The organism is Pseudomonas sp. G.S.17 (genome assembly GCF_038096165.1).
Classification (GTDB): Bacteria; Pseudomonadota; Gammaproteobacteria; order Pseudomonadales; family Pseudomonadaceae; genus Aquipseudomonas.
Genome location: NZ_CP151076.1, coordinates 4391354 through 4413475 on the forward strand (window position 1 = coordinate 4391354; position 22122 = coordinate 4413475).

The window sequence follows — 22122 nt, forward strand, 5'->3', positions numbered from 1 at the left end:
GCGTTCATCAGAGCAGGCAGCGCGACCCCAATACATCAAGGCCGCAACGGAGAGCGCATCAGCTGCCGTAGGCGGCGCCACTGATGTAACCAACAGCCTGAGGGCGGCGCTTACGCCAAGTGATCATGCGTTCGGCGCGGATACCGACCAGATTGTTCTGCCACAAGCTGGTCAGTACGGTCGTAGCCGTGGTCGGATTGTCAGGGGTCGAATTCATCTGCAGCGATGCTTCGCGGCTGACATCAATGGTCACACCACCTTCGTCTGCTAGGAGGATTTCGCTTTGCTTGACCAGCACGATGATCGAAGTAGCTGGAGCGTCGGCAACCCCCGGAGTGGTAGGAACGGTTTCGGACACAACAACGGGCAGGCCCATCCAGGTGCCGCCAGTCGCGCCCAGGCCTGGAAACTCAGACTGGCCCAGCGCGTTCTGCATCATGCCGATGGACATGGCCATAGTCGCGGTCATCACCCAGGCAGCATCTGCAACGCTGAGGTTGGCCGAGATGAATTGGGAGAACAGCGCGCGGGCATCTGCGCGGAGTGCATCGGCATCGGTGCCGGAAGCAACGATTGCAACAACACCGTTGGTTACCGAGGCCGGACGAACATCGGCGATTTCCGCGTTCGCAGGATTGATGAACGAGTCGTCCATGAACTGTGCGATTTGCGAGGTCAGATCGGTGCGGATGATGCCCTCGGCCGCCGGTGTAGAAAGGCGCGCCAACTCATCGGAAATCACCACGATTCCCGCCAGTTTGTTGAAGCGCAGCGTGATGTCCGCGAACTTCAGCTCAGAGACCGGCTTCGGTGCGGTTTCGCCGACCCAGTTGACGCTGGAACCCTGGGTCTGGCCGGGAATGCGGACGTTGAACGGCACTGCACGCAGCCCCGTCAGCTTGCCCACGATGGTTTCAGGGCGCAGCAACTCGATGAACTCGCTCGACATCTGCTGGTACGGGACCAGAGGCGCCGCCCAATCGGAATCGGTCGTGGTGCCAGCGGCCATGGCAGCTTTCAGTACTTCTGCAACTTCCGGGGTGGAGTCATGCCACTGCTTGGCGATTTCGGCAGCCTGAACCAAGTTACCCTTGGCGCGGCACTGCGCAATGACGTAGCGGGTGAACGCGGTGCCCTTCGGCAGCACAGGGGCGGCCTTCACGGTCGCGTGGAACCCCTGGATACGGTTCTGCATACCGGATGCATCCGCAACAGGCTTGGCCGCGGCAATATTTGACTTCTCCATCACCGCCAGGCGCTTCAAATGCGCTTCGGTTGCGCCGATCTCTGATTCAAGAGTTTCAAACTCGTCCGATTCAGCAGAATCAAGCGTGCGCCCTTCGGTGCCTGCTTTTTCCATGATTTCAACCAGGCGAAGGTTTTTAGCTTCCAGCGCTGCTCGGAAGGATTTGATTTGTTCTGCAATGTTCATGTGGCCCTCCTCGGGCTTCGGAAACTTTAAGGTTTTGGTGATGGGTGCCGAAGCGCCGGCAGGTGTGGCGAGACGCACGACAGGAACCAGCGATTGGCCGGACGCGGCCCGCTGTTTGCTGTCGATGGATTTGATGGACTGGATGCTGGCATCGGCATTTGCCGGGATGGTCACGGCGGAGAGTTCCAGCCAATCCCACTTAATGAAGCGCCGACCCCAAGTGCCGTCGATATTGGCGGACTCAATTGCCGAAAACCCGATGGACAAGCCGCGAACAAGACCAGCCTTGATCGACTGCCAGGCCTCATCGAGACGATCCTTGAGCTTGCCCGGTTCGGTGATAGTGGCCAGCTGCACTGACACTTCAATGCCTTTCGCCGTAACCGTGGCCGCGATGACGTGGCCGATAGGCTCGGCTTGGTTGTGTTGCCACAGGAAAGGAATTGGCAAAGTGAATTGCGCACCCTTTGGCTCGACAATGTCGTCCATGCGATCTGTGGACGGCGTTGTCGCAATGCCGGTTATAACGCGCAACTCCTCATCAACCGCCTTGATCTGCAGGACGCTGTAGGCACGATCCATTTTTTGGTTCTCCAGAAAAGCAAAAACCCGCGCTTGGCGGGTTGACGTTGCAGCGCATGGCTACACGAAAAACATCTGAAATTTCTTTTTCATTGGCTCTGGGTTGAGTGACATCATCGTGATCGCGTCGAACGTAGCCATCAGTGGATCGATCTTTGCTGACCCGCTCACCTGCTTGTTGATGGTGATAGCGTTACCCACAGCTACTACCCGAGCGTTGCCAACGCACCAGTTCATCATGGGGCTGCCGCAGTGCACCAGCTCAGCACCGGCCACTTTCCGCTCCGTTGTTTTGATCGCCCCGTTGAGTCTCCAACCTTGTGAAACGGCGTTTATCTGATCTTCAACAATCCCCCGGCCGGGCGCCTGCAACTCGTTCACGATGTCGCCGATACCTGCGGCATCAGCACCAATTGCCTGCGTGGGTGGCAACAACTGCAGGTCGTTGATGCGGCAAATAACATCAGCAAGCTGCTGAACGTCATCGCCTGGCTTGGCCACGATGGTCAAATCACCTTGCCGCTGAAAGTCCAAAAGCGCAGGAGCGATATCCTTACGCCGCTCAAGAACTATCTGGTGGGCCCAGGCGTGAGCCCAGTGCAGCCAACGACGGGTTCCGATCTCACGCCCAATGAGGCTAAGCCCAAGAAGGTCATCCAGGCCGCCACCATCAATGCCCGCAACAATAACTTCAGAGCGCTCAATGAGCATATCTAGGGTCAATCCAGGCTCAGCAGCAGCGAGCCAAAAATCTGCACCAGCCCAACGATCGTTCCGAAGGGACAGGCCAATCGGGACGTTCAAGTGTTTAGCAAGGAACTTGTTCCGGGCGCCTACATCCTTTTCCATACTTTTGCGAATCTGGTCCTCAAGCCATTCACGGCTGACAGACCGCCCCATATTCGGATTGGGGATGTGAAAATTTTCGGGCTTTAGGTGCTCGCCAGCGGCAATCATCGCAGCAGGAAATTCGTAGATGACCCCGAGCGATTTATTGTCCGTGATCAGCCCGTCTCGCACATTCCTGAAGTAATCGACCTTTTCCTTGAAGACTCCGGCGGGCGGATCATCGCTTTGCGTGGACAGAAAGATAACCCAACCCTCATCGCGGGATATTTGCCCGCCAGTGGCCTCCATCAGCATCGCATCAGCGTTCGGGCGCTTACCAAACACCCAAAGCTCGTCAATCAGGATCTTGCCGGATTTCTTACCCGATACCGTGTCCGAGTCGGCCGCAACCACTTTCAACGCCGCCCGAGTCACGCGGTGTGTGATGGTTCGGATATGGTCCTGCACATGCAGCAACTCACTCAGCTCTTCGTCAGCGCGGACCATTGCTGCGGCGGGCTTGTAGCTGTTTTGTGCAACCTCAATCGTTGGGGCAAGGATTAGCAACTCTTCGTTGGCGCGCCAGTTCAACACCAACGCCGTGACCATGATCCCAGCGGCAATCGTCGACTTTGCATTCTTCTTGCTGATTAGCAGGAAGAACTCCCGAATCTTCTGGTTCCCGGTCTCCGCGTCATAGGCGCCAAAAATGGCGGCTACGAAATCGAAAACCCAGGCCTCGCAACATTCGCCGAAGGTGGGCTGTCCAGGTACGTCAACTACCTTGAGCGACTTGAAGATGTCCAGGGCGGCTTCAGCTTCGGCTGGGTAAAGCGGCGCAAACGGTATCAGTGACTGGCCGGCGACTATCCGCTTTTCCCAGTCCACGCAGGCGGTCGACCATTCCATTTATTTCACCGACCGCAAAGGAGGAGCGCCTGACCTAAACCGCCCGGTCGCTGCAGCCTTCTTGGCGGCATCAACCTTCTGATCCTTCTTGCCGCCCTCCCCGATCTTGCCATGGACATAAGGAAGCAAAGCTTTGGCAGCATCGATCCTCAATTTCGGATCGGCTACCAGGTCGCTCATCACGCTGCGAAGGAAGTCCATCGGGTCATCGGCGGATGCCGGGATGTACGGAGCCGGGTCAGCCTTAGGTTGTTCTGCCTTCTTGGCGGCATTAACAACCAGAGCGCGACCCATTGCGGCCTGCACTTCTGGATCTTTTTCTAGGCGGGACGCAGCCTGAGACGCAGTCTTTTCGGGGCAGCCAGCAATAATTGCGGCGTGCTTTTTCCCTTCACCGGACAGCCGCGCTTCGGCATACCGGCGCTTCTGTTCGGTTAACGCCATAGTTAACGAATCCTGTTAACGGGGATAAAATCTCTAAATGGGTCAGGCGTGGTCTAGAAGGGCACAAGACCCAAACTATCGACCTCCCCCCCTCCATAGCCTCAGCCTAACGCACCATTTCGGTGCGCCTAGACAGGAATTGATATCATCACCGACGAACGGTCATATTCCAGACAGATCGGCCTTTTCCTCACGCTGTTTCACGGATGAGTGACAGTTAGTGCACAAGGACACCCAGCCGGCCTTGTCCCAGAAGATTGCCATGTCGCCTCGGTGCGGAATCGAATGGTCAACAACAGTGGCTTCAGTAACGCGACCCTCGCGCTGGCAGTACGCACACAAGGGATGTGACCGCAGGTGTCCGGCCCGAGCCTGCTGCCACTTGTACCCGTAGCCGCGCTGAGTGCTGCTCTTGTCGCTGCGCCAGCTTGTCGGATCGGCGACCTTAAGCTGCTTGCCTTTTGCCTCTTTGAGGGTGGACTTTATGGCCTTCAGCGCCATCAGAGCACCGGACTGCCATCAAGGTAAGTTGCCTGAGGCTTCTCACGCTCGATGATCTCTTCACCATCCTGCAGCTCTTCACCGTTGAGGATCTGAACCATCTGGCTTTGCTGCTGGGCCATCTGCTGGAGTATCTCGGTCTGCTTCGTCTGCTCGGCCAGGATCTGGCTTAGCAATGAGTTGCTGTGCTCGTTCATATGCGATGGTGCTCCACTTCTTGATCCAGGCTCGGCGCTGCTCACATCCGGAACAGGCCATCAGTCAGCGGCTACGGCTGCGTACTCACGGCTTTCATCCTTCAGTGCCGTGATGTCGATAACCTTCACCTCAGCATTGGCTGTGATGGACGGTACGACCTGAGGCATTACCTCGATGGTTGCTGCCCACAAACCGTTTGGCTCGGCTCTCAACGTAATCGACACAACGCCATCAAGCTCACTGCCATCATCGAGCAGTACACGGGTGCCTTGTGTCATGTGGCAGCTGTTACCGTCCCTCTGTGGCGCAGGGATGATCGTTGCCACTCTGACGCGCTTGATGTCAGTCATGCTGTCACCCGCTCGATCTGAATAGCCAGCAGTGCATCAAGGTGGGAGCCGAGACGATCACACAACGCCGTGTCGTGCTTCGCACCAACCTCCGCCATCTGCTGATGCTCATCACGCAACATGCCAACCGTGGTGCTGATAGCCTGCTCAAGCGGGTCAAGCATGAAGCTCGTCGCCTCACCTTGGATGGTGGGAGCCTGATCTACCTGTTCGGCCGATTTGTCAGCTTCGCGCACAGGGGCGCCAACGAACCGCATCTGACCTCTCATCCAGCGATCAGGGACAAGGGCCAGCGCCCCGTCGTTGACCAACGTTTCGATCAGGCGCATCGCATCACGGGCTGGCTTGCTGAACTGGCGAGGACGTCCACGGCTGTCGCGATCCCATGCGTGGATCATAGAGGCGCAGGAAGCCGTGCTCAGCTCGGATGCCTCGCTCAGGTGCAGCTCAGGGCCGTAATCGCCACGCATAGGCCGCGACTCATTGAGCGGGGTGAATGTCACCTCGTCAGCAGGGGCGCAATCACTGACCTTGGCAGTCGCGCCGGCAGTGAGGAACAGCAGTCGCATATCCTGCTCTTCGGCAAACGCCGCGTACTTGGCGAATAGTGTTTCGTGCTGCTCTTTGCTCAGCATCAACGGGTAGGTGACGATAAGTACTTTGGTCTTCTTCATTGGTTGCTCACTCTACTGTCGCGTTAGGCCAGATGCAGCGAGCAACTGCCAGCGCTCCAGCGTGGTCGTGGTCTTCTTGCATGATCATGGGGAATGGTGGATAGCCTGGCGCTGTGACTGACCATGATTTCTTCACTGGCGAGTCACCGACTTCAGGTAATGCCTGAGCACATCGTCGAGCTGGAGCAGTTCATTCACCGCTCTGGATCTACTCGGACAGGTGGCGCTCTGCCGTCTGGCGTGGAAGTAGTCGGCCTTGCCTATCGAGGACTCTGCATATCCGATCAGCCAGTCAGGAGCGTCTGCCTTAACGCACGCCTTCATCTGTCGGCGTGACCGGCGAACAAGGTCGCGATATCTGGTCATGCTGCATCACCTCGCGCCACGAAACGGCGCATCTGAAAACGTGGCGCGGATTATTTGCTCTGACTGCGAACGATCTGCGCATCAACTTGATCTGCGCAGGTGTCGAGCAGCTTCACCGCCTGATTCTTCAACTCCCAAAGCTGGCCGTTGTCGGAGAGGTCTTCATCCTCTACCCGCTCACACGGAATCAGCTCAGGCGCTTCAATTCTTAGCGCGCTGGTCTTTGTCACTACCAGGGGCTTTGCCGCGCAGGCCGTCAGGAAGAGGCTGATTAGCCCAATCACGAACAGGCTTGCTGTTGCGCTTGAGAGTTTCAAATTCCTTCCTCGCTTGTTTGGCCTTGTCTTCGCTGGCCTTGATGCGTCTTGCCAGGTCTGCGGTGTAGGTAGCGTTGCGCAGGGCTTCGGCGCGCAGAGTGGTGATGGTCAGCAGGCTTTCGGCATTGGCTGCCACCGCGTCGGCTTTGCCTTTCGTCTCGATTGCCACCTCTCCACGCAGGGCGATCACGCGGTACTGCTGGATACCCACAAGGAGCAGGCCGACCAACGTGATCACGCAGGCCAGGGCGAACGCTTTCAGTGTGGTCATGCTGAATCCGCCTTACGTCCGAGGAACCTGATGATCAGATCCCTGATTGCCGTCACGCCGATGAAGCCAATGGCACCACCAGCAGCGACAGACAGACTCGGTGGCCAGGTCATCCAGTCAATGATGCTGCTGGCCGACAGGCTCAACGCACCACAGATCAGCGACTCGAACAAAATGCGCCACTTGTTGGCTTCTTTCGCTTCGTAGAGCACGCGCAGGAATGTGATAGTCGCGGCCATGATCGCGCCTTGCCAGATCGGCGTGGAGAGGATCAGCCAGACCTGTGCCCAGAAGTCAGGGTTCTTTTCGGGCATGGGTTTCATCCGGATGTCCTCCCCGATTAGGGAGCAGTTATAGAAGGGGTCAGAGAATTTGCCGAACTCAAGATGCTCTAGCGAATTCTCCATGCATGTGAGGGGCGGCCTTTCGATAGGCCGCGCTAGCCTCTTCAGCTGTATCAAATCGGCCTAGCCGATGCTTTTTTCCGTGAGCGGTGATCTGTGCCCTCCACGGTTTTCCGCGGCGGCTATCGTCGAAATAAACACCCTTGAACCCGGAGCGATTATTCAGATGCATCTTTCTGTTTCTGAGGTTTTCAGCATTGGTGCACACGCGAAGATTGGCGCGGCGATTATCCAGTCCGTCACCATTGATGTGGTCAACAACCATCCCGGCAGGGCAATTAGTTAGCGACCGATGCAGAGACTCGTAGCCTTGATAGATGCCGTCAGCGTAAATAGACCGGAGCACATAAAATGTGCCGCCGCCTTTCCTGACCACCCACGATGCGCTATCCAGAAGCGGAGCATCTTGTTGGTCAACCCGGACTTCACGCCCACCAATGTTAATCGAGGGCATGGGATTCACCGGTCAAGGTCAAAAAAAAAGGCCCACCGATATGGCGAGCCCTTGAAATAGATGTGATGTCTTTCCATCAGTCCACCAAAGCCACCCCGGAGCAACAGAGGATAGGGGCGCAATGGCTGCCGGTGTTCTGCAGTACACGTGACTACCGGCTATACCGTGTCCAGGCCCGCCCGAAGGCCCACCCTGGCAGTGGTCTGCACACAAAATTGGCGGAAGGTGAAAGAGTCGAACTCTTACCGTTACCGATAGCTCCGGGTTCAAACCGGATTGCCCACCACTGAGCGCCACCTTCCAAAATAAATACCCCAGATGCAATGGGGTGTCCGGCGTCGGCCGCGTAGTCGCAACCCATACGCCTATCTGCGCCCGCAGAGCAAGGAGCCGGGGCTTTCGCCTTGATTCGCAGAGCGAACCCTTGCTGTATCTGCCGCATGCGCAAAATTCAGACATAAAAAAACCCGGCTCAAATATGGCCGGGCTTCAATTCTGTGGGCTTCGCATCTCAAGACGCAGAACCGCAATGTGGAAAACTATATTCTCATTTTCTCAGCCAATCAAGCAGCTTCGGCAATGAGTTGAGCCTCATCCAAAATCACCGAGGCAGACGCTATAGCGGCGTCCCGCTCGGCGTTGAGCCACTTGCGCAGATCCGACCGCCACCGGTACAGCGTCTTCTCCGGCGTTTGCGGCTCCGCATTGTCCCAAGTGTGCAGCACCATGAACGATTCCGGGATACGCGGGGTAGCCCAAGCGGTCACGCACTTGGTCCGGAACAGGTGGTGCGCCTTGCCGGGTGCCGACCTGGCCAACTCCACGATAGCTGTTACCCGCTGCTGCTGAGTTGAGCCGTCAAGGTTGACCATGAAGTGCGCGACCAGCACCGCCCAGTGATGCTTCGACAGAACACGGCGCAGTATCGCCCGGGTCATGCTGTCCTGAGTAAGCTGGTCGAACTTGTCCAGCGGGCATGGATTGTCGGCCTTGATCGGCTCCCAGCTGTCCGCTTGGCACTTGTTCTGCCAACCCGCCCCTTTGTGCAGCGATATTGAATCCACGTTCATGGCTCGCATGATGGCGTGCTCAGCGCTTCGGTAAACACTCATGCTGCCTTCCTGATTCGACGTGGTGGAGTCGGCTCGTCATCGAGGCCCAGCAGATCGCGCAACAGGCGGTCGGCAATCTTGTTCTTTGCATTGCCTTCGGATACCCAGCGTTTGCAATACTCGCCAAACTCAATGTCGATCCGGGTTGCGTGCCAACTGGCGACGATATCGAGCAGGCAAGCCAAAGCGACAGCCCCGCCAAGCTTTTCCCGCGCCAGCCCGTCACCGGCCAACTTGAGGAAAGTACGCTCGTACTCATGCATGCTTTTACGCGGCAACGCCGCAGATACTCGACTCATAGCGCGGCACTCCACACATGCAGATATTCTTTAGGGTTGGTGTCTTTGCGAGCCTGGATCGATACGGCACGGGACCATGCCCGGTAGGCATCGGCGGGTGAGTCTCCACCTCCGGCCCACGGATGACCGTCGGCAATGCACCAGTAGGTTCCGCGTTCGGCGGTGATCTTCACCTTTGGCAATGCGCCGAACTGACGGGGACGCATCACGGCCAGCGGGGCGAGCGCCTTCCAGATGATTTTCCGCTCCGGCTCGCTGTACGAGATTCGCTTGTGACCGTCCCATTCGCCGACGCCGTATTCCTCGTTTCCACACCACAACATGAAGCCAGTAGGAACGTGTGTGAGGTGGTGCCCTGCCCGATCCATTTGCCAGTCACCCGGGAAGCCGCGCAACGATGAGGCGACGCGCTCGGCCTCCGGATACTTCGGCGCCGGAACAGCGATGGCACCCAGCGGCAGGATCAGCGGGCCTTTCGGGTTCAGTAGGTCAGCCAGTGCCGACTGGAAAGGCTCTCCCGTCGTGAGCCGTGGGCCTTTCAACCATTCAAAAAATCTCATGCCTTGCTCCTCCCCTTGGCGCGACTGGCGAAAGTGCGACCCATTTCAACCTCTTCGTTGGTGGCCTGGCGGGTACCGGTGAAGTCGACGAATCGAACGAACTTACCTTCCTGCTGAACAACGCAGCTCCCCGGCTTGGCGTGGCGGCACTTGCCGACGATCAGTTCTGTCAGCCCGTTCTGCCCCTCCTCTGTTTCCATATCCCGATGCACCAGAATCACGACGTCGGCGTCCTGCTCGATCTGGCCGGAATCCCGGATGTCGCTCGGGCGTGGCTTCTTGTCCGGCCGATTGGTCGATCCCCGGTTGAGCTGGGCCAGCACCACGACGGGAATTTTCAATTCCTTCGCGAGATTCTTCAGCGCGGTGGACACCTTGCCGACCTCGACAGAGCGGTTCGCACCGCTCCCAGCACAGATCAGCTGGAGATAATCGACCAGCAGCACGTTCAGCCCTTCCCGGCGCTGACACTGGCGAGCAATCGAACGAATTCGCGCAACAGTCATACCGGCCTCGTCGTTCACATAGAGACGTGCCTCGTTCAGTTGGCTGACTGCATTGGTGATCCTTGGCCAGTCCTCATCTTCAAGGCTCTCGCCCTCATCAAGACGCGTCAGGCTGACGCCACCCAGAGACGCCATGCTGCGAGTAATCAGTTCTTCCTTGGTCATCTCCATGGAGAACGCCAAACCGGCGCCCGCCAGGTCGCAGGTGACATGCTGGGCGATCTGCAAGCCAAGGATCGTCTTGCCCGAGCCCGTAAGTCCGGCGACAACGATCATATTTCCCGGACGGAGCCCGCGAATGATCTTGTCGAGTTCGGTCAAGCCAGTGGTCAGCCCCTTGGGCGCAGTCTTGTTGTATTTCGAATCGATGGTGTCCATCACGCCCGGAAGGATTTCGCTGGCGCGGTGATAGTCCTTGTCGCCATCGTCCAGGTCGCGCATATCGGCCATGGCCATCTGGGCATTCGCGATGATGTCAGCCACCGGCAAGTCATCGCTGGCCGACTGCTGGATAGCCTCAGCAGCTTCGACCACCTTGCGCAGTACCGCTCGCTCTCGGACTACCCGGGCGTAAGTCTTCCAGCTGGCCGCGCTCGGTACCGAGTGTGATATCTCGCTTGCGTAAGCGATGGTGCTGTCGCCGCTTGGCAGGCGTGAGCGTTGATCGCTCAGCGTGATCACGTCGATGGCATTGCCGCCGGCGTGGCAGTCGATCATCGTCTGATACAGCGCAGCATTTTCGAGATTATGAAAGTCTGCGGGCGACACCTTGCCGGTGATCTCGTCGAACAACGAGTTATCCAGCAGGATGGCCCCGAGTAGACCGTGTTCCGCCTCAATGTTGAATAGGTCGCGACTCATACTGAAGCCCTCGCCGATTCCCATGTGAAGCCGATCAGCTGGCCGCCGTTCTGCCGCAAACGGTCAAGGGCGCGAGGCCCAATGAAACCTTTGATATCCGTGCCCAGCGGTGCGTCGGCGGCCTTATCAACCGGCAAGTTGCTCACCACCACGGTGGGCACGACCAGTTGATATCGCCGGTCGATCACCTCATGGATCAGCCCCAGCTCGTAATCCGAGCCCTTCTGCGCCCCGATCTCGTCGATCACCAGCAGATCGACGTTCGCCAGCTCCTCGATGACATCACGATCGGTGTAAGTCGAGCCCTTGGACATCGTCCCTTTCGCCACTCGCACCAACTCGGATACGGAGATGATCAGGGCTTCTGCGCCATGCTTTCGGATGACCGTCTGCACAATGCTGCTGGCCAGGTGGGTTTTTCCGGTGCCGACATTGCCGGACAGGATCAGCGAGCGACCGTCCGCGTAATGGGTTTCGAAATGGTCGGCGTATGCCTGGCACTTCACCCGAACGCGTTCCGCCAGTGATCCGCCTTCGGCTTGGTAGTTCTCGAAGGTCGAGCCGATGAATCTCGGCGTGATGCCGGAAGCTACGAGCCTGACGTTGAGGCGTTCGGCTTCGAGCTGGGCCAACGCAACAGCGCGCGGCTCGCTGCCCGGCGGGGAGACGTTAAGCGCCTCCCACTGGCAGAACCGGCAGGGTTGGATGTGTGTCGAGCCATCGAACTGCTCAATGTGCGAGAACATTACGCCCTCATGGATCCGGCAGTTGCCCAAGACTTCGACGACACGGGGCTGACGGCGGAAGTTAAAACTGAGGTTTGCCATTGGCCGCCTCCTTGTACATTTCCGGAGTGTGGGTTGGCAGATCGCGGAAGTTGGACGGCTTGCCGATCTTGGCGCCAGCACCAGGCAGCACAGATTCCGGATAGATGTCCGTCCATGAGTTCGTTGTTGACTTGTCGATTACGGCGTCTGGCTCTGGATGCTTGACCAAGGCCTTGGCGATCAATTTGCAGGCTCGCTCGGTCAGCGGTTTCTTCTTCGAGGTCCGCATCTCACAAAAACCTTCCCAAGCATCAGTTGACACATTCGCCGGCTTGGCTGTGAGCGGATCAAACTTCACCGACTTGGGTTTTCCAGTTTTCAACACTGGCGCTTTAGCGCCTTTGCTTACCCTCAATGTATTACTCAGTAATGTATTACTCTCCTGCGTGTTTTCCGAAGGGGGTTCGCAGCGTTTTCCGAAGGGGTTCGCGCTGTTTTCCGAAGGGGTATTCGGAATTCCGAAGGGGGTAGCGAGCCGGATTCGACGCTCGACAATTCGCACGCCGTCGCGGATCTGTTCGACCGATACCAGCCCTTTTTCCGCCAGCCCGCTGATGATTTCAGATACCCGCGAAATGGACAGATTGAAGAACTCGGCGAACCTTGCGTTGCTGGCGAAGCAGCCGCGCGCGTCATCTTCGAGGCTGCCTATTTCCACCAACATGACCTTTTCAGTGATCGAAAGCGCCTGATTCTTCCAGAGCTCAGCGGGTATCCAGACGCCCTGGAATTTGCGAGGGATGTCACTCATTGCAAGCTCTCCCCGTTAGCCGTGAAGCGCCGCACCGGTGCCGGAACTTTGCGCTGAGCACGATCTTCACCGGGCACCGCGAAAGAGACGTCGGTAAGGATCATCAGGCGGCGCACAGATGTGTCGAGCCGGCGTTTAGCGCTGTAGCGATTCTGCTTCGCTTTCTTCAGTGCGGCGTAGGCGTCATTCGTGAACTGGATTACGCCGTCGTAACGCGGATCGTCCCAGCGGATGCCGCGGTAGTTGGGCTCTGGCTGACCATGAACGCGAAAATAAGCTCGGTATTCGGCATTCAGATCGTCACGGCGACGTGTCACGGCGAGTTGTGAACGGTGGTGATCAATCGATAGCTCGACGATGAGGGCCTTGAGTTCGGTCTTGGTGGGTTTGATTTTCATTGGGCGTCACTCCCGGTGTGCTTGGCCTGGGTGTAAAGCCCATCCCACTTGGATTTCATGGCGAGTTCGCCTTTCATGTAGAGCTGGTGCAGGCGACGAGCGCCGTCGATCAACAGGACGAGGTCATACTTGATAAACGGATCGCTGCCCTCGGAGCTGATCTTGCGCGGTCGTTCGGTCAGGTAACGGTCGCGTACCCGACTGGCAACCCGGTAGCGGGGCTTAGTGTTTTCGTCGGCGGCGGCGTCCCACAGCCAGCCAAGTGCGAGTAGCGAGCTGTTAACCCGGGAGCAGTTCACGCCATTCAGGCGCTTGCAGAACTGCGTCGGCGTTTCTCCTGTCATGAACAGGCTTTCCAGGCTGGCGATGGTTTTGGCCTGCTGCTGGTTTTCCAGCGCCAGCACGGCCTTCTCTTCTGCCAGGTCGGCAGCGAGACGGAGTGCGCCGGGCAGATCCTGCGGAAGGAGCGGCGGCGAAGGTGGTCGAAAGTAGCTGCTCACCAGTTGGCGCTGTACCGTCCAAGCCAGATCGTCTGTGAGCGACTTCACGATCATCAGATAACCCTGCTCAGTGACAAGCGTGCCTTTCGGTGTGCGGGCAGCAAATACCCCGGCCAACTCTGACTGCGTACGAATTTCTTCACCCAAAACCTGAAAGAAATCTTCGCCTTCGATGAACCGATCACGGTTCTCGTTGAAGTTGCGGCGAGCGGTCCCTTCCGGCCGCTCATGCACCTGATCGATCATGGCTAAGGTGACAACGCGCTGGCCGCGATACTCGACGACGGGTAGCTGGGTGTTGTGGATGGTGATCAGGTTCATTGAGCCATCTCCGCTTTCCGTTGGCGCGCAGCAGCGGCGCACTCCACTTTCTTTTTCCGCGAAGCAGCATCTATTGCAGCCATCAGGGCGGCATCAGTTCTGGCCAGGTTTTGATTCGCCTGCTCGACAAGCAAGCGCTCAGGGATGGCATCAAGGCTTGATCCGAGCTTGAGAACAGCTGCGTCAAGCCAGTCCGCGACCTCGCACATGAAGCCGACGCGCTGACCGTTCAGAGACTCTTCCTCCTCCTTCGTTGCCGGAACCTTGGAGTCGAGTGCGCTGATCATCATGCGGAAGTGAGTACTTCCAAGCCGCACAGGGTTGGCCTGTTCGTCGCGAAGATATTTGAAAAACATGTGAGCGATGCTTTTTCCAGCATCTATGCCCCCGAAGTAGCCGCCAGTAAGGGGGACATCCCAGTTCGAACATTGCTTGCTGTGATCCTTACCTACAAAAGGGAGACGATCCCAGGCATTTGGTTTTTCGGGCTTTGAACGAAGATCAGTCTGTTTACTCTGCGGAAGTGGACGCTTTGATTTCGGGATTGAGGTCTTCATGCCTCACCCCCTGTCGCGCCACGATTTGGTATGTCGGCGTTTTGTGGCGCGCATTCGAACGCTTCAACGCCAGCATGGCTGGCGCATACGAGAGCCAACGCAGACTCAGCGGCATAAAACGCCAAAGTCGCCTGCTCAGAAACAGCACCAACGTTCATCAGAGCTGCTAATGCAGCCACCACAGATTCCAGCCGGTCAGTCGCAGCATCCAGCGCTTTTGTTACGCAGACGCCACCAGCAGCGCTGAAAAGTGATTGCTGGCTGGACTCACAGTAATGGTGTTCCAATGTCAGAATTTGCATGCTCATTGGTCACCCCCGTGGATCGCTTCCGGCGGCGACATCGAACGGTGTGCAGATCGCGTAAGTGCGGTGACGGTTTCACTGAGGAATGCCAAGGCGCGCACTTCTGCGCAATAGACGGTCTCGCCATCACCTACAGCCTTATGGAGACGCATACAAAGCTGCGTAAGTCCATCAGCCAAATGGCAAGCAAGCTGGATCCCTTCAATTACGCTTCCGCCTTCTTCGATACTCATAAAAGGCGACGAATATTCCATAAGCGGATCACCAAATGAGACTTTCCCCAAAACTTGGACTTGTGGCTTTTGTGGAGCAGTGGTATTTTTCGGTTGCATTGATTTGTCCTTCGAATAGACAAAGAAGTACGGAGCCATCTGTTGCGAGCAGATGGCTAACGAGAGGCTCGACTTAGGTCGGGCTTTTTTGTGTCCAGAGGAAAGCTAGCCGGACAGCAAATACTGGGATGGTTGGCAAGAGTTCATTGCGATGCCTGCAAAATACTGGATGCCTGAACAGAGCCATCAGGCCCAGATGCGTTTTCTAGAGCTTTGGCCGATGATTTATTCAAGTTTGGGGCAGCTGCATCCTCTGCCGTTAAGGTGCCGCCCGTCAGCATTTGAATCTGAAATTGACGAAGGCGCGGAATGACTTCTCCCCAAAGCGTCACGGCGCTTGGAGAAATATCCAGCGCATCAGCCAGCTTCTTCTTGCTGCCGAAGTGTGAAACGGCTTGGTCGGTATTCATTAAGCGTTCCTCTGGGTATAGAGGAAATTTAAGCATACTTAAGGAATTGCTGCAACAGGCGATTTAAGTGTGCTTCATGCTAAACATCCGGATGCTTAAGATTTAGCCCATGGAACGATATGAAAGAGTGGCCAAAGCCATTGCCGCTAGCGGCAAAAGAAAAAGCCGGATAGCAACCGAATGCGGGGTCTCAAACTCTGCGGTATCTCAGTGGCTGTCCGGCGAGAGTAAAAGCCTAAAGCCCGAGAGTATTTACGCCCTGGCGAAGGCAACCGGCTTCAGGGCGGAGTGGCTGGCTTTAGGTGAAGGGCCCGAGCGCGAACCAGATATGTCTAACGTAGAACTCGCGCTGCAGCCCACCAGGTCATTCGCTTATCCAGAAATCAGCTGGGTTCAAGCCGGAGCAGCCACGGAGGCTATACAGTTGTCGAATGTCGCTGCGTGCCCACGCCACACGTCGGATGTCTGGGCTGGCGAGAATGGTTTCTGGTTGCGGGTGGTTGGTAACTCGATGACAAGCCCGGGCGGCGGCGACTCGTTCCCAGAGAATTTCCTCATCTTGATAGCGCCAGATACTGAACCCCGCAGCGGTCAGTACGTAGTCGCGCGGATGATCGACAGCAATGAGGCCACCTTCAAGCAGCTGGTCATTGACGCTGGGGAGCTTTACTTAAAGCCTCTAAACCCGGCCTTCCCGATGAAAGCCGTGGACGACACTTGGGAAATTGTTGGCACGGTGGTCGACGGCAAGATGCCGAAATCTGTTTTCTTTTAACCTGCCCGGCCGCCGTCTCGAGCCAGGCCGACAGCGCGCAAAATCGATAAAATCTGGTGCCCGCGCCACGAATTGAAAATATTTATTTCGTGGCGCCGATTTCTTTAACCATTGGTTTCATTGGGTTTCACCGGTTTTTTGCGTCACGGATGCCTGTCACGGTGAGTTATGTGGCTTGAAAAGCGACATTGGCGCACTCATAATTGCGGTGTCACCAGCGAAAGCTGGCAGGAGTCTGGATCCCTCTTTTGGTTGATCCAGCGGCGCAGAAGGGGCGAAGCAAGCTCAGCTGCGTGTCGATTGAAGCCGCCTTCGGGCGGCTTTGCTTTATCTAGGGAAAATGGATTGCCTCTCTACTACCACCCCAAGCAGGGCGATGTATTACTGTGCGACTTCACAAGGGGTTTCGTTGCCCCAGAAATGCTGAAGGTACGAAAAGTAATCGTCATATCCCCAACGGCCACTCACAAGCGCCGTCTCTGCACCGTCGTCCCCATCTCATCTACCCCACCTATCCAACAGGAAGATTGGCACCACCTGCTGCGTGAAAATCCGCTGAGCTCTGATGGCTATCTTGAGCTGTGGGTCAAGTGCGACATGATCTATACGGTAAGCTTTGACCGACTGGACAAAATTCATAAAAAGACCCGAAAAGGCCGTGAATACTACGTACCTCAACTAAGCGACGAGGATATGAAAGGCGTAATCGCCTGCGTAAAAGCTTACCTGCCGCTGTAAAGAGTACAAGTGTACTCAACCTCCCGGATTAACCATTGCCCTTTGCCAAGCTCGACCTATACTGTATGCCCATACAGTTATCCGAGAGCAAGTCTGTGGCCAAGAAAGCAGCAGTACCTCGCGCCCCCTCCTCCTACGACCTAATGTCCATGCGCATACAGCGGACCATCAACGCGACCGGCGCTCAGGCCTCCAAGCGTGCGCTCATCTACAAAGCCGCAGATGAGTCGGACGACGACTGGATGCGGCTGCTCAACGCCATTGATGAGGCCGACAACGTCACGCTGACCAATCGCGATGATGAAGGTGTTGAGGTGACCTGGGTGGTGCCGAAAGAAGACTGAAACGATCGATGCCAGAGCCGCCTACGGGCGGTTTTTTTGTGGGCGTGATATTTCCAAAGCTAAGCGCACTAAATTAATTGCTTAGCTTGCTTGACGCCAATAGTTAAGTAGGCTTAAATAATCTCACACCAAAGGAGATGACCATGAACGCAACAACTTTAACTTGTGGGCCATTGCAGGGCGACACAGGATTTTTGGCTACGCAGGAGCTGCGCACAGCGCTGGCAATTTGCGCGGGCCTCGCCAATAAGGAAATCGCCAAAGAAATGGATTGTGCGCCAGGCACCGTTAAGAAAACGGTGGAACGTCTTTTTTACAAAATGGGGGTCAGCAGTCGGGCAGCTTTGGTAGCTGAAGCATTCAAGCGCGGATTGATTAGTTTTTCTTGCGCGGCAACCCAAGGGCCACAGCACCACCACGAACAAGACCAACACGCTGGCGTTCTCATCGCATGATATGAGCAGCGGCGTGCCCATCCGTGCTGCTGGGTAGTCCAGTGCTCAGGCTCGATCTGACGCAGTAACCAAACCAATTTTTTGCGAAAGCCAACAACGCGGCGGGCCTTTGTTCGCCCTGATGAAAGTAAACAAGGAGTTCACATGCTCATTTTGACTCGCCGTGTAGGCGAAACCATCCGTATCAACGACGACATCACCGTGACCGTGCTGGGCGTCCAGGGCATGCAGGTTCGCCTTGGTGTTTCGGCACCGAAGAACGTATCCGTCGACCGCGAAGAAATTGCCATCCGCAAGCTGGCCAACCCTCGCGCCGAGGTGGCTCATGCCGGTAATTAATCGCGTAACCCTGGTGCTGCGGGCCCCTGAAGGCGAAACCCTGGAACAAGTCCTGCCGTTTGTGCAGCTTGGAGCCCACGTTTCAGTTGGTCGCGGGATCGCAGTTATCTGCGGGGCCAGCGACAGCGACGTTGTCACCCAGGCGCTTGATAGCGAGTTCTGCATCGACGATCACGTCCGGATGGCTGCCGATGCCAAGCGTTACCGCTGGCTGCGCAACAAAGAGCGCGCGGAAGAAATCGACACTGACCTATCGGTAACTTGCGAACTGCAGTGCTACTTCGGCTCCGAACTGGACACTGAGGTCGATAACCGCATGCGTTTGGCTCAACTGCTGGAGAAGCACGGGGAGCCGGTATGAAGCGCCCTTTCTGCGGACCAAGCGCCCAGCGACTGCTTGCCCTTTTCAACGCACTGCAGCGACGGGACACCACCTTCGGCGAGATCTACGCCATGTCGGCCGAATGCGGAATTGATGGGCGACGGGTGCTGGCTGATCACTTCGGGGGCCGGTCATGAGCAATAACCACAAGCTCAAAATCCTGTGCCAGCGACTTACAGAGCAGCAATTTTGCTCGGTCCACGATGCGGAGCTGGCCCTGGAGAAATTCGAGAAGCTGACGACGCCCGCGATAGTTCTGGGCCTGATCGAAGAAAACGATGCGATGAAGTATCAATCTCTCGCAGATCGGCGGGTGATCGAGGCGCTGCGTAGCGATGAGGCTGGATTTCAGCGAGGAGCCAAGGCCGAAGCGGATGCTGGGGACGAAGCGCGGGCGGAAGTTCGCAAGCTGACAGCTGAAAAACGGGATCTGCTGAAGCTTGTGTGCGCGCCAGAGGAAGAGGTGCGGCAGGAAAATCGGTGGCTGAAGCAGGTAATCGAAAGCTATGCGCTGCAAATGGCACCGCTTGAACCGATCCCAGATGAACCGGGTTATTCCCGCCGCTTGCCTGGGTACGACTTGCCAACACTCGCGCGCAATTCGGCACGGTATTGCTGGCTGAAGAATTGCGACGTTCATCAAGGTAACCGTCTGGTCATCCAGGCCCCGAACGAAATTTGGGACCAGATCATCGACGCAGCCATTGCAGAGGAGAGCCGCCATGCGAATGAAGCCTGAGCACGTCTTTAGCCTCGGCCTGCTGATTGAAAGACCGCACCTTTCCCTGCGCAGCCATCTGATCCTGGTGCGCCGCATGGCTCGCCACCTGAACACTGAGCGTGCGCTAACCCGCGCATTCTTCCGGGCAGAGGTGAAGCAGGCCAAGGCCGGGCTTCCATTCACGAAGCTGAAGCTGGCCAAGATCGAGGAAGTTCAGGACCGTGCGAGGCAGTCATTCAAAGCCGGTCTGATCGATATCGGCACCTGGCTGTATCGGAACGATGAGGAGTTGACAGCCTTATACGGCTTCGATGGCATCTGCGATCTATTGGAGGTCAACCCGGTGCACCGTGCCGAGGTGATCAAGTACGCGGACGACATGGGCCGCGCGATATCGGCTATCGCCTTTGTCTCTGGCTACGAAGAAAGCGCAAGCCAGCAATCAGGTAAGCGCCAGCCCGACTCAAAGGAAGGCCCGCTGTTCTTCGTCTTCCTTGAAATGATGATGAAAGCCATGGTCGAGAATCGCGCGTCGATGCCCGACCCATTCGCGCCCGGAGGCCCCTTCCACGGAATCCCGACCTATCACCAGCAGCCTGACGGAACCCTGGCACGCAAGGGCCCTTCGCTGGTGCTGCACAACTCTGACGGCACCAGCCGGGTAGTTGAGCGGAAACTGGAGAAGTCCAAATGATCCGGCTGACAGATACAGCGCTGGCAGGAATCCGCGCCGACTCCGAACAGGGAGTTGCTCCGGGTATGGGTGATGTTCAGCTGATGGTGAACGAGATTGCGCGGCTGAAGGCCGATAACGAAAAGCTCCAGATGTTCGGCAACGAAATGCTCGGCTGCGTTTTTGAAGGCGGAGCCTTGGACGGTGGGGATATCGCAATCATCGGAGCACGCTGCGGCGTCTTGACTGTGCGCGACGTAGAAGCGCCATGCGGCGAAGTCTGCGCCTGCGATGAGTACGGTTTCCCAGGTGAGTGCTACCGAAAGGCGGATGTGATGCGGGGTAGTCAACATGGCTAAAACAATCCTCCGCGTCCGCCTGGATAGCGTGGCGTTCTATCTGAACGAGGTCTCAGTAGGTGTTGCAAACAGCGGCAAGCGATACGCCCTGAGTCGCACGAGCCAGCACAGCGGCAACAAAGACGGATGGGTGCGCGTGAACTCAACTGAATGCAAAGCGCTGTCAGAGATCGTCGCTGAGGCCGATCTGTTCAAGGCTTGCTCGGATCTGTTCGCCAGCAAGAAGCTTCGCCCACACGTCCAGCACGGCGGGATTCGCGGCATGGCGGGCAAATGGGAAGGTGAGGCGTTCCCGGCTCGCGCCACGAAACGCGCATAACGAAATCGTGGCGCGGAATAGCTGCCCTGGAAAGTCAGGACATCTGATGCGTCAGATTTTACAGAAAGCGAAAGCTGACACGCCGTGCAATGCAAAACCGTCCTCAGGACAAATTGAAGGGGTCTTCATGGAAATTCAAAAAGAAACACTGAGCGACGAAGAGCTGGCAGCCATCACTGGCTATCAGTTGCCCTCTCGCCAAATACAGTGGCTCGTACAGCACTCATGGCAGCATGTCCTGACTGGCGCGCGCCGCCCGGTCGTTGGTCGCGTGTATGCCCGCCTCAAGCTGGCAGGCGTCAGGCCGTCGGCATCAAACGCGGTGTCCGAACCCTGGACGCTCGACCTAGCAAGCGTGAGCTGAACACATGCGCCCAAGGAATCCCGCCAACCGGGACTTACCACCAAGGATGATCAGGCGCGTCCGGACACTTAAGTCCGGCGAGAAGTGGATCGGCTACTACTACGCCGGTCGTGACGCTGAAGGTAAGCGCGTGGAAACTCCGCTGGGCACTGATATCGACGATGCCCGCACCCTATGGGCGAAGCTCGAGCGCAAGACCGTCCCGGTATCCACCCGCACCGTGGGCGACTTACTGCGCCGCTATGACCGCGACGTGGTTCCAGGCAAAGCACCAAAGACCCAGAAAGAAAACCGCAAGTGCATGCTGCATCTGCACAAAGCGTTCGAGAAGGCGCCCATGGATTCGATCACGCCGCAGATTATTGCGCAGTATCGGGACGCGCGCACGGCGCCGGTCAGGGCGAACAGGGAGATAGCGCTGCTTTCGCACGCTTTCAATATGGCTCGGGAGTGGGGGATATACAGCAAGGACAACCCAACGCGTGGCGTCAGGAGGAATAAGGAGGCGCCGCGCGACATCTACGTCACGGACGAGGTATGGAAGGCGCTCTATGATGAGGCTGCGGACGATTTGAAGGTTGCCATGGATCTGGCTTACCTGACCGGCCAGCGGCCGGCAGACGTACGGAAGATGCGCTGGTCAGAGGTTGACGCCGACTATCTGATGGTCGACCAAGGGAAAACGTCGATGAAGCTGCGTATCCGCCTGCACCAGGGCGGCGTCCTTACCGGACTGGGCATCCTGCTCTCAACGCTCGACCGATCACGCCCGCATCTCATCACCACCAGCAAGGGCAAGCAGATGTCGGAGTCGATGCTCCGGACGCGATTCGAGCCAGCTCGAAAACGTGCTGCAGAGAAAGCCGCGAAAAATGGTGACCCAGACCTGGCGGCCTCGATCATGAAATTCCAGTTCCGGGACATTCGCCCGAAGGCCGCATCGGAAATCCTGAGCCTCGAAGACGCTTCAGATCTACTCGGACACACCACCCAAGGCATGACACAGCGCGTATATCGTCGGGTCGGGAAGGTGGTAAATCCGTCAAAATAAATGGCGAGTTGCGGAAACGACCGGAATAGTTGCGGAAATGGAAGGCGTAAATACCATATAAAACAGCCGCTTAATGGACTATTACGGCGGCCATTTCGGCCGCCGCGTTATCTATATTCGCCAAGAAGTGACA

Annotated in this window: 34 protein-coding genes; 12 read left to right on the forward strand and 22 right to left on the reverse strand. The window is 57.1% G+C overall.

Annotation, left to right across the window (positions count from 1 at the left end; genetic code table 11):
- Positions 1–58: 58 nt before the first annotated feature.
- The 22 genes from AABC73_RS20545 to AABC73_RS20650 form a co-directional block, all read right to left on the reverse strand.
- Entirely contained in the window at positions 59–2014 is a 1956-nt protein-coding gene (locus AABC73_RS20545; RefSeq protein WP_341520718.1) for a phage major capsid protein, read from the reverse strand.
- Between the two features lie 60 nt (positions 2015–2074).
- Entirely contained in the window at positions 2075–3751 is a 1677-nt protein-coding gene (locus tag AABC73_RS20550; protein WP_341520719.1) for a terminase large subunit, read from the reverse strand.
- Positions 3752–4195, reverse strand: coding sequence for a terminase small subunit (locus AABC73_RS20555; protein ID WP_341520720.1), 444 nt, complete (start codon positions 4193–4195; stop codon positions 3752–3754). It lies immediately after the preceding gene.
- Between the two features lie 162 nt (positions 4196–4357).
- Positions 4358–4696: an HNH endonuclease gene (locus AABC73_RS20560; protein WP_341520721.1), complete on the reverse strand. Its 339-nt coding sequence runs from the start codon at positions 4694–4696 to the stop codon at positions 4358–4360.
- The gene (locus AABC73_RS20565; protein WP_341520722.1) at positions 4696–4893 is read right to left on the reverse strand and encodes a hypothetical protein; all 198 of its coding nucleotides are present in this window, start codon (positions 4891–4893) and stop codon (positions 4696–4698) included. The genes AABC73_RS20560 and AABC73_RS20565 overlap by 1 nt, the downstream gene beginning before the upstream one ends.
- A 60-nt stretch (positions 4894–4953) precedes the next feature.
- On the reverse strand, positions 4954–5244 hold the full coding sequence (locus tag AABC73_RS20570) for a hypothetical protein (protein ID WP_341520723.1): 291 nt from the start codon (positions 5242–5244) through the stop codon (positions 4954–4956).
- A complete protein-coding gene (locus AABC73_RS20575) occupies positions 5241–5918 on the reverse strand; it encodes a hypothetical protein (RefSeq protein ID WP_341520724.1) in 678 nt (225 codons plus the stop codon). Before AABC73_RS20575 ends, AABC73_RS20570 begins: the two co-directional genes overlap by 4 nt.
- A gap of 567 nt (positions 5919–6485) precedes the next feature.
- Complete coding sequence (locus AABC73_RS20580) at positions 6486–6863, reverse strand: hypothetical protein (protein ID WP_341524295.1); 378 nt, start codon at positions 6861–6863, stop codon at positions 6486–6488.
- A gap of 5 nt (positions 6864–6868) precedes the next feature.
- Positions 6869–7195 (reverse strand): phage holin, lambda family, encoded by a 327-nt coding sequence (locus AABC73_RS20585; RefSeq protein WP_341520725.1) that lies wholly within the window; start codon positions 7193–7195, stop codon positions 6869–6871.
- A gap of 58 nt (positions 7196–7253) precedes the next feature.
- Positions 7254–7730: an HNH endonuclease gene (locus AABC73_RS20590; protein ID WP_341520726.1), complete on the reverse strand. Its 477-nt coding sequence runs from the start codon at positions 7728–7730 to the stop codon at positions 7254–7256.
- Between the two features lie 563 nt (positions 7731–8293).
- Positions 8294–8842: a hypothetical protein gene (locus tag AABC73_RS20595; protein ID WP_341520727.1), complete on the reverse strand. Its 549-nt coding sequence runs from the start codon at positions 8840–8842 to the stop codon at positions 8294–8296.
- Positions 8839–9141 (reverse strand): hypothetical protein, encoded by a 303-nt coding sequence (locus AABC73_RS20600; RefSeq protein ID WP_341520728.1) that lies wholly within the window; start codon positions 9139–9141, stop codon positions 8839–8841. The genes AABC73_RS20595 and AABC73_RS20600 overlap by 4 nt, the downstream gene beginning before the upstream one ends.
- On the reverse strand, positions 9138–9701 hold the full coding sequence (locus AABC73_RS20605; RefSeq protein WP_341520729.1) for a hypothetical protein: 564 nt from the start codon (positions 9699–9701) through the stop codon (positions 9138–9140). Before AABC73_RS20605 ends, AABC73_RS20600 begins: the two co-directional genes overlap by 4 nt.
- On the reverse strand, positions 9698–11068 hold the full coding sequence (locus AABC73_RS20610) for a replicative DNA helicase (RefSeq protein WP_341520730.1): 1371 nt from the start codon (positions 11066–11068) through the stop codon (positions 9698–9700). The genes AABC73_RS20605 and AABC73_RS20610 overlap by 4 nt, the downstream gene beginning before the upstream one ends.
- A complete protein-coding gene (locus AABC73_RS20615; protein ID WP_341520731.1) occupies positions 11065–11895 on the reverse strand; it encodes an ATP-binding protein in 831 nt (276 codons plus the stop codon). The genes AABC73_RS20610 and AABC73_RS20615 overlap by 4 nt, the downstream gene beginning before the upstream one ends.
- Positions 11876–12646, reverse strand: coding sequence for a helix-turn-helix domain-containing protein (locus tag AABC73_RS20620; RefSeq protein ID WP_341520732.1), 771 nt, complete (start codon positions 12644–12646; stop codon positions 11876–11878). The genes AABC73_RS20615 and AABC73_RS20620 overlap by 20 nt, the downstream gene beginning before the upstream one ends.
- Entirely contained in the window at positions 12643–13044 is a 402-nt protein-coding gene (locus tag AABC73_RS20625; protein WP_341520733.1) for a hypothetical protein, read from the reverse strand. Before AABC73_RS20625 ends, AABC73_RS20620 begins: the two co-directional genes overlap by 4 nt.
- Positions 13041–13865, reverse strand: a complete 825-nt coding sequence (locus tag AABC73_RS20630; protein ID WP_341520734.1) for an ORF6N domain-containing protein — start codon at positions 13863–13865, stop codon at positions 13041–13043. The genes AABC73_RS20625 and AABC73_RS20630 overlap by 4 nt, the downstream gene beginning before the upstream one ends.
- A complete protein-coding gene (locus AABC73_RS20635) occupies positions 13862–14422 on the reverse strand; it encodes a hypothetical protein (RefSeq protein WP_341520735.1) in 561 nt (186 codons plus the stop codon). Before AABC73_RS20635 ends, AABC73_RS20630 begins: the two co-directional genes overlap by 4 nt.
- Positions 14419–14730 (reverse strand): hypothetical protein, encoded by a 312-nt coding sequence (locus AABC73_RS20640; protein ID WP_341520736.1) that lies wholly within the window; start codon positions 14728–14730, stop codon positions 14419–14421. The genes AABC73_RS20635 and AABC73_RS20640 overlap by 4 nt, the downstream gene beginning before the upstream one ends.
- Positions 14727–15059 (reverse strand): hypothetical protein, encoded by a 333-nt coding sequence (locus AABC73_RS20645; RefSeq protein ID WP_341520737.1) that lies wholly within the window; start codon positions 15057–15059, stop codon positions 14727–14729. Before AABC73_RS20645 ends, AABC73_RS20640 begins: the two co-directional genes overlap by 4 nt.
- Positions 15060–15202: 143 nt before the next feature.
- Entirely contained in the window at positions 15203–15469 is a 267-nt protein-coding gene (locus tag AABC73_RS20650; RefSeq protein ID WP_341520738.1) for a Cro/CI family transcriptional regulator, read from the reverse strand.
- Positions 15470–15578: 109 nt separating this feature from the next.
- On the opposite strand from AABC73_RS20650, the gene AABC73_RS20655 reads away from it, so the two are divergent.
- The 12 genes from AABC73_RS20655 (at position 15579) to AABC73_RS20710 (ending at position 21989) form a co-directional block, all read left to right on the forward strand.
- Positions 15579–16244 carry a S24 family peptidase gene (locus tag AABC73_RS20655; protein WP_341520739.1) on the forward strand — a complete coding sequence of 222 codons (666 nt, stop codon included), beginning with the start codon at positions 15579–15581 and terminating at the stop codon, positions 16242–16244.
- A gap of 168 nt (positions 16245–16412) precedes the next feature.
- Positions 16413–16982 (forward strand): type II toxin-antitoxin system PemK/MazF family toxin, encoded by a 570-nt coding sequence (locus AABC73_RS20660; protein ID WP_341520740.1) that lies wholly within the window; start codon positions 16413–16415, stop codon positions 16980–16982.
- A 95-nt stretch (positions 16983–17077) separates the two neighbouring features.
- Positions 17078–17326 (forward strand): DUF1654 domain-containing protein, encoded by a 249-nt coding sequence (locus AABC73_RS20665; RefSeq protein ID WP_341520741.1) that lies wholly within the window; start codon positions 17078–17080, stop codon positions 17324–17326.
- Positions 17327–17469: 143 nt separating this feature from the next.
- Positions 17470–17781: a LuxR C-terminal-related transcriptional regulator gene (locus tag AABC73_RS20670; RefSeq protein WP_341520742.1), complete on the forward strand. Its 312-nt coding sequence runs from the start codon at positions 17470–17472 to the stop codon at positions 17779–17781.
- 144 nt (positions 17782–17925) lie between these two features.
- A complete protein-coding gene (gene csrA, locus AABC73_RS20675; RefSeq protein ID WP_341520743.1) occupies positions 17926–18120 on the forward strand; it encodes a carbon storage regulator CsrA in 195 nt (64 codons plus the stop codon).
- Entirely contained in the window at positions 18107–18481 is a 375-nt protein-coding gene (locus AABC73_RS20680) for a hypothetical protein (RefSeq protein ID WP_341520744.1), read from the forward strand. The genes csrA and AABC73_RS20680 overlap by 14 nt, the downstream gene beginning before the upstream one ends.
- 154 nt (positions 18482–18635) lie before the next feature.
- A complete protein-coding gene (locus AABC73_RS20685) occupies positions 18636–19241 on the forward strand; it encodes a hypothetical protein (RefSeq protein ID WP_341520745.1) in 606 nt (201 codons plus the stop codon).
- On the forward strand, positions 19225–19917 hold the full coding sequence (locus tag AABC73_RS20690; protein WP_341520746.1) for a hypothetical protein: 693 nt from the start codon (positions 19225–19227) through the stop codon (positions 19915–19917). The genes AABC73_RS20685 and AABC73_RS20690 overlap by 17 nt, the downstream gene beginning before the upstream one ends.
- Positions 19914–20255 carry a hypothetical protein gene (locus AABC73_RS20695; RefSeq protein WP_341520747.1) on the forward strand — a complete coding sequence of 114 codons (342 nt, stop codon included), beginning with the start codon at positions 19914–19916 and terminating at the stop codon, positions 20253–20255. The genes AABC73_RS20690 and AABC73_RS20695 overlap by 4 nt, the downstream gene beginning before the upstream one ends.
- A complete protein-coding gene (locus AABC73_RS20700) occupies positions 20248–20574 on the forward strand; it encodes a hypothetical protein (protein ID WP_341520748.1) in 327 nt (108 codons plus the stop codon). The genes AABC73_RS20695 and AABC73_RS20700 overlap by 8 nt, the downstream gene beginning before the upstream one ends.
- A 127-nt stretch (positions 20575–20701) precedes the next feature.
- Positions 20702–20938, forward strand: a complete 237-nt coding sequence (locus tag AABC73_RS20705) for a DUF4224 domain-containing protein (RefSeq protein WP_047575666.1) — start codon at positions 20702–20704, stop codon at positions 20936–20938.
- 4 nt (positions 20939–20942) lie between these two features.
- Positions 20943–21989 carry a tyrosine-type recombinase/integrase gene (locus tag AABC73_RS20710; RefSeq protein WP_341520749.1) on the forward strand — a complete coding sequence of 349 codons (1047 nt, stop codon included), beginning with the start codon at positions 20943–20945 and terminating at the stop codon, positions 21987–21989.
- Positions 21990–22122: the final 133 nt, after the last annotated feature.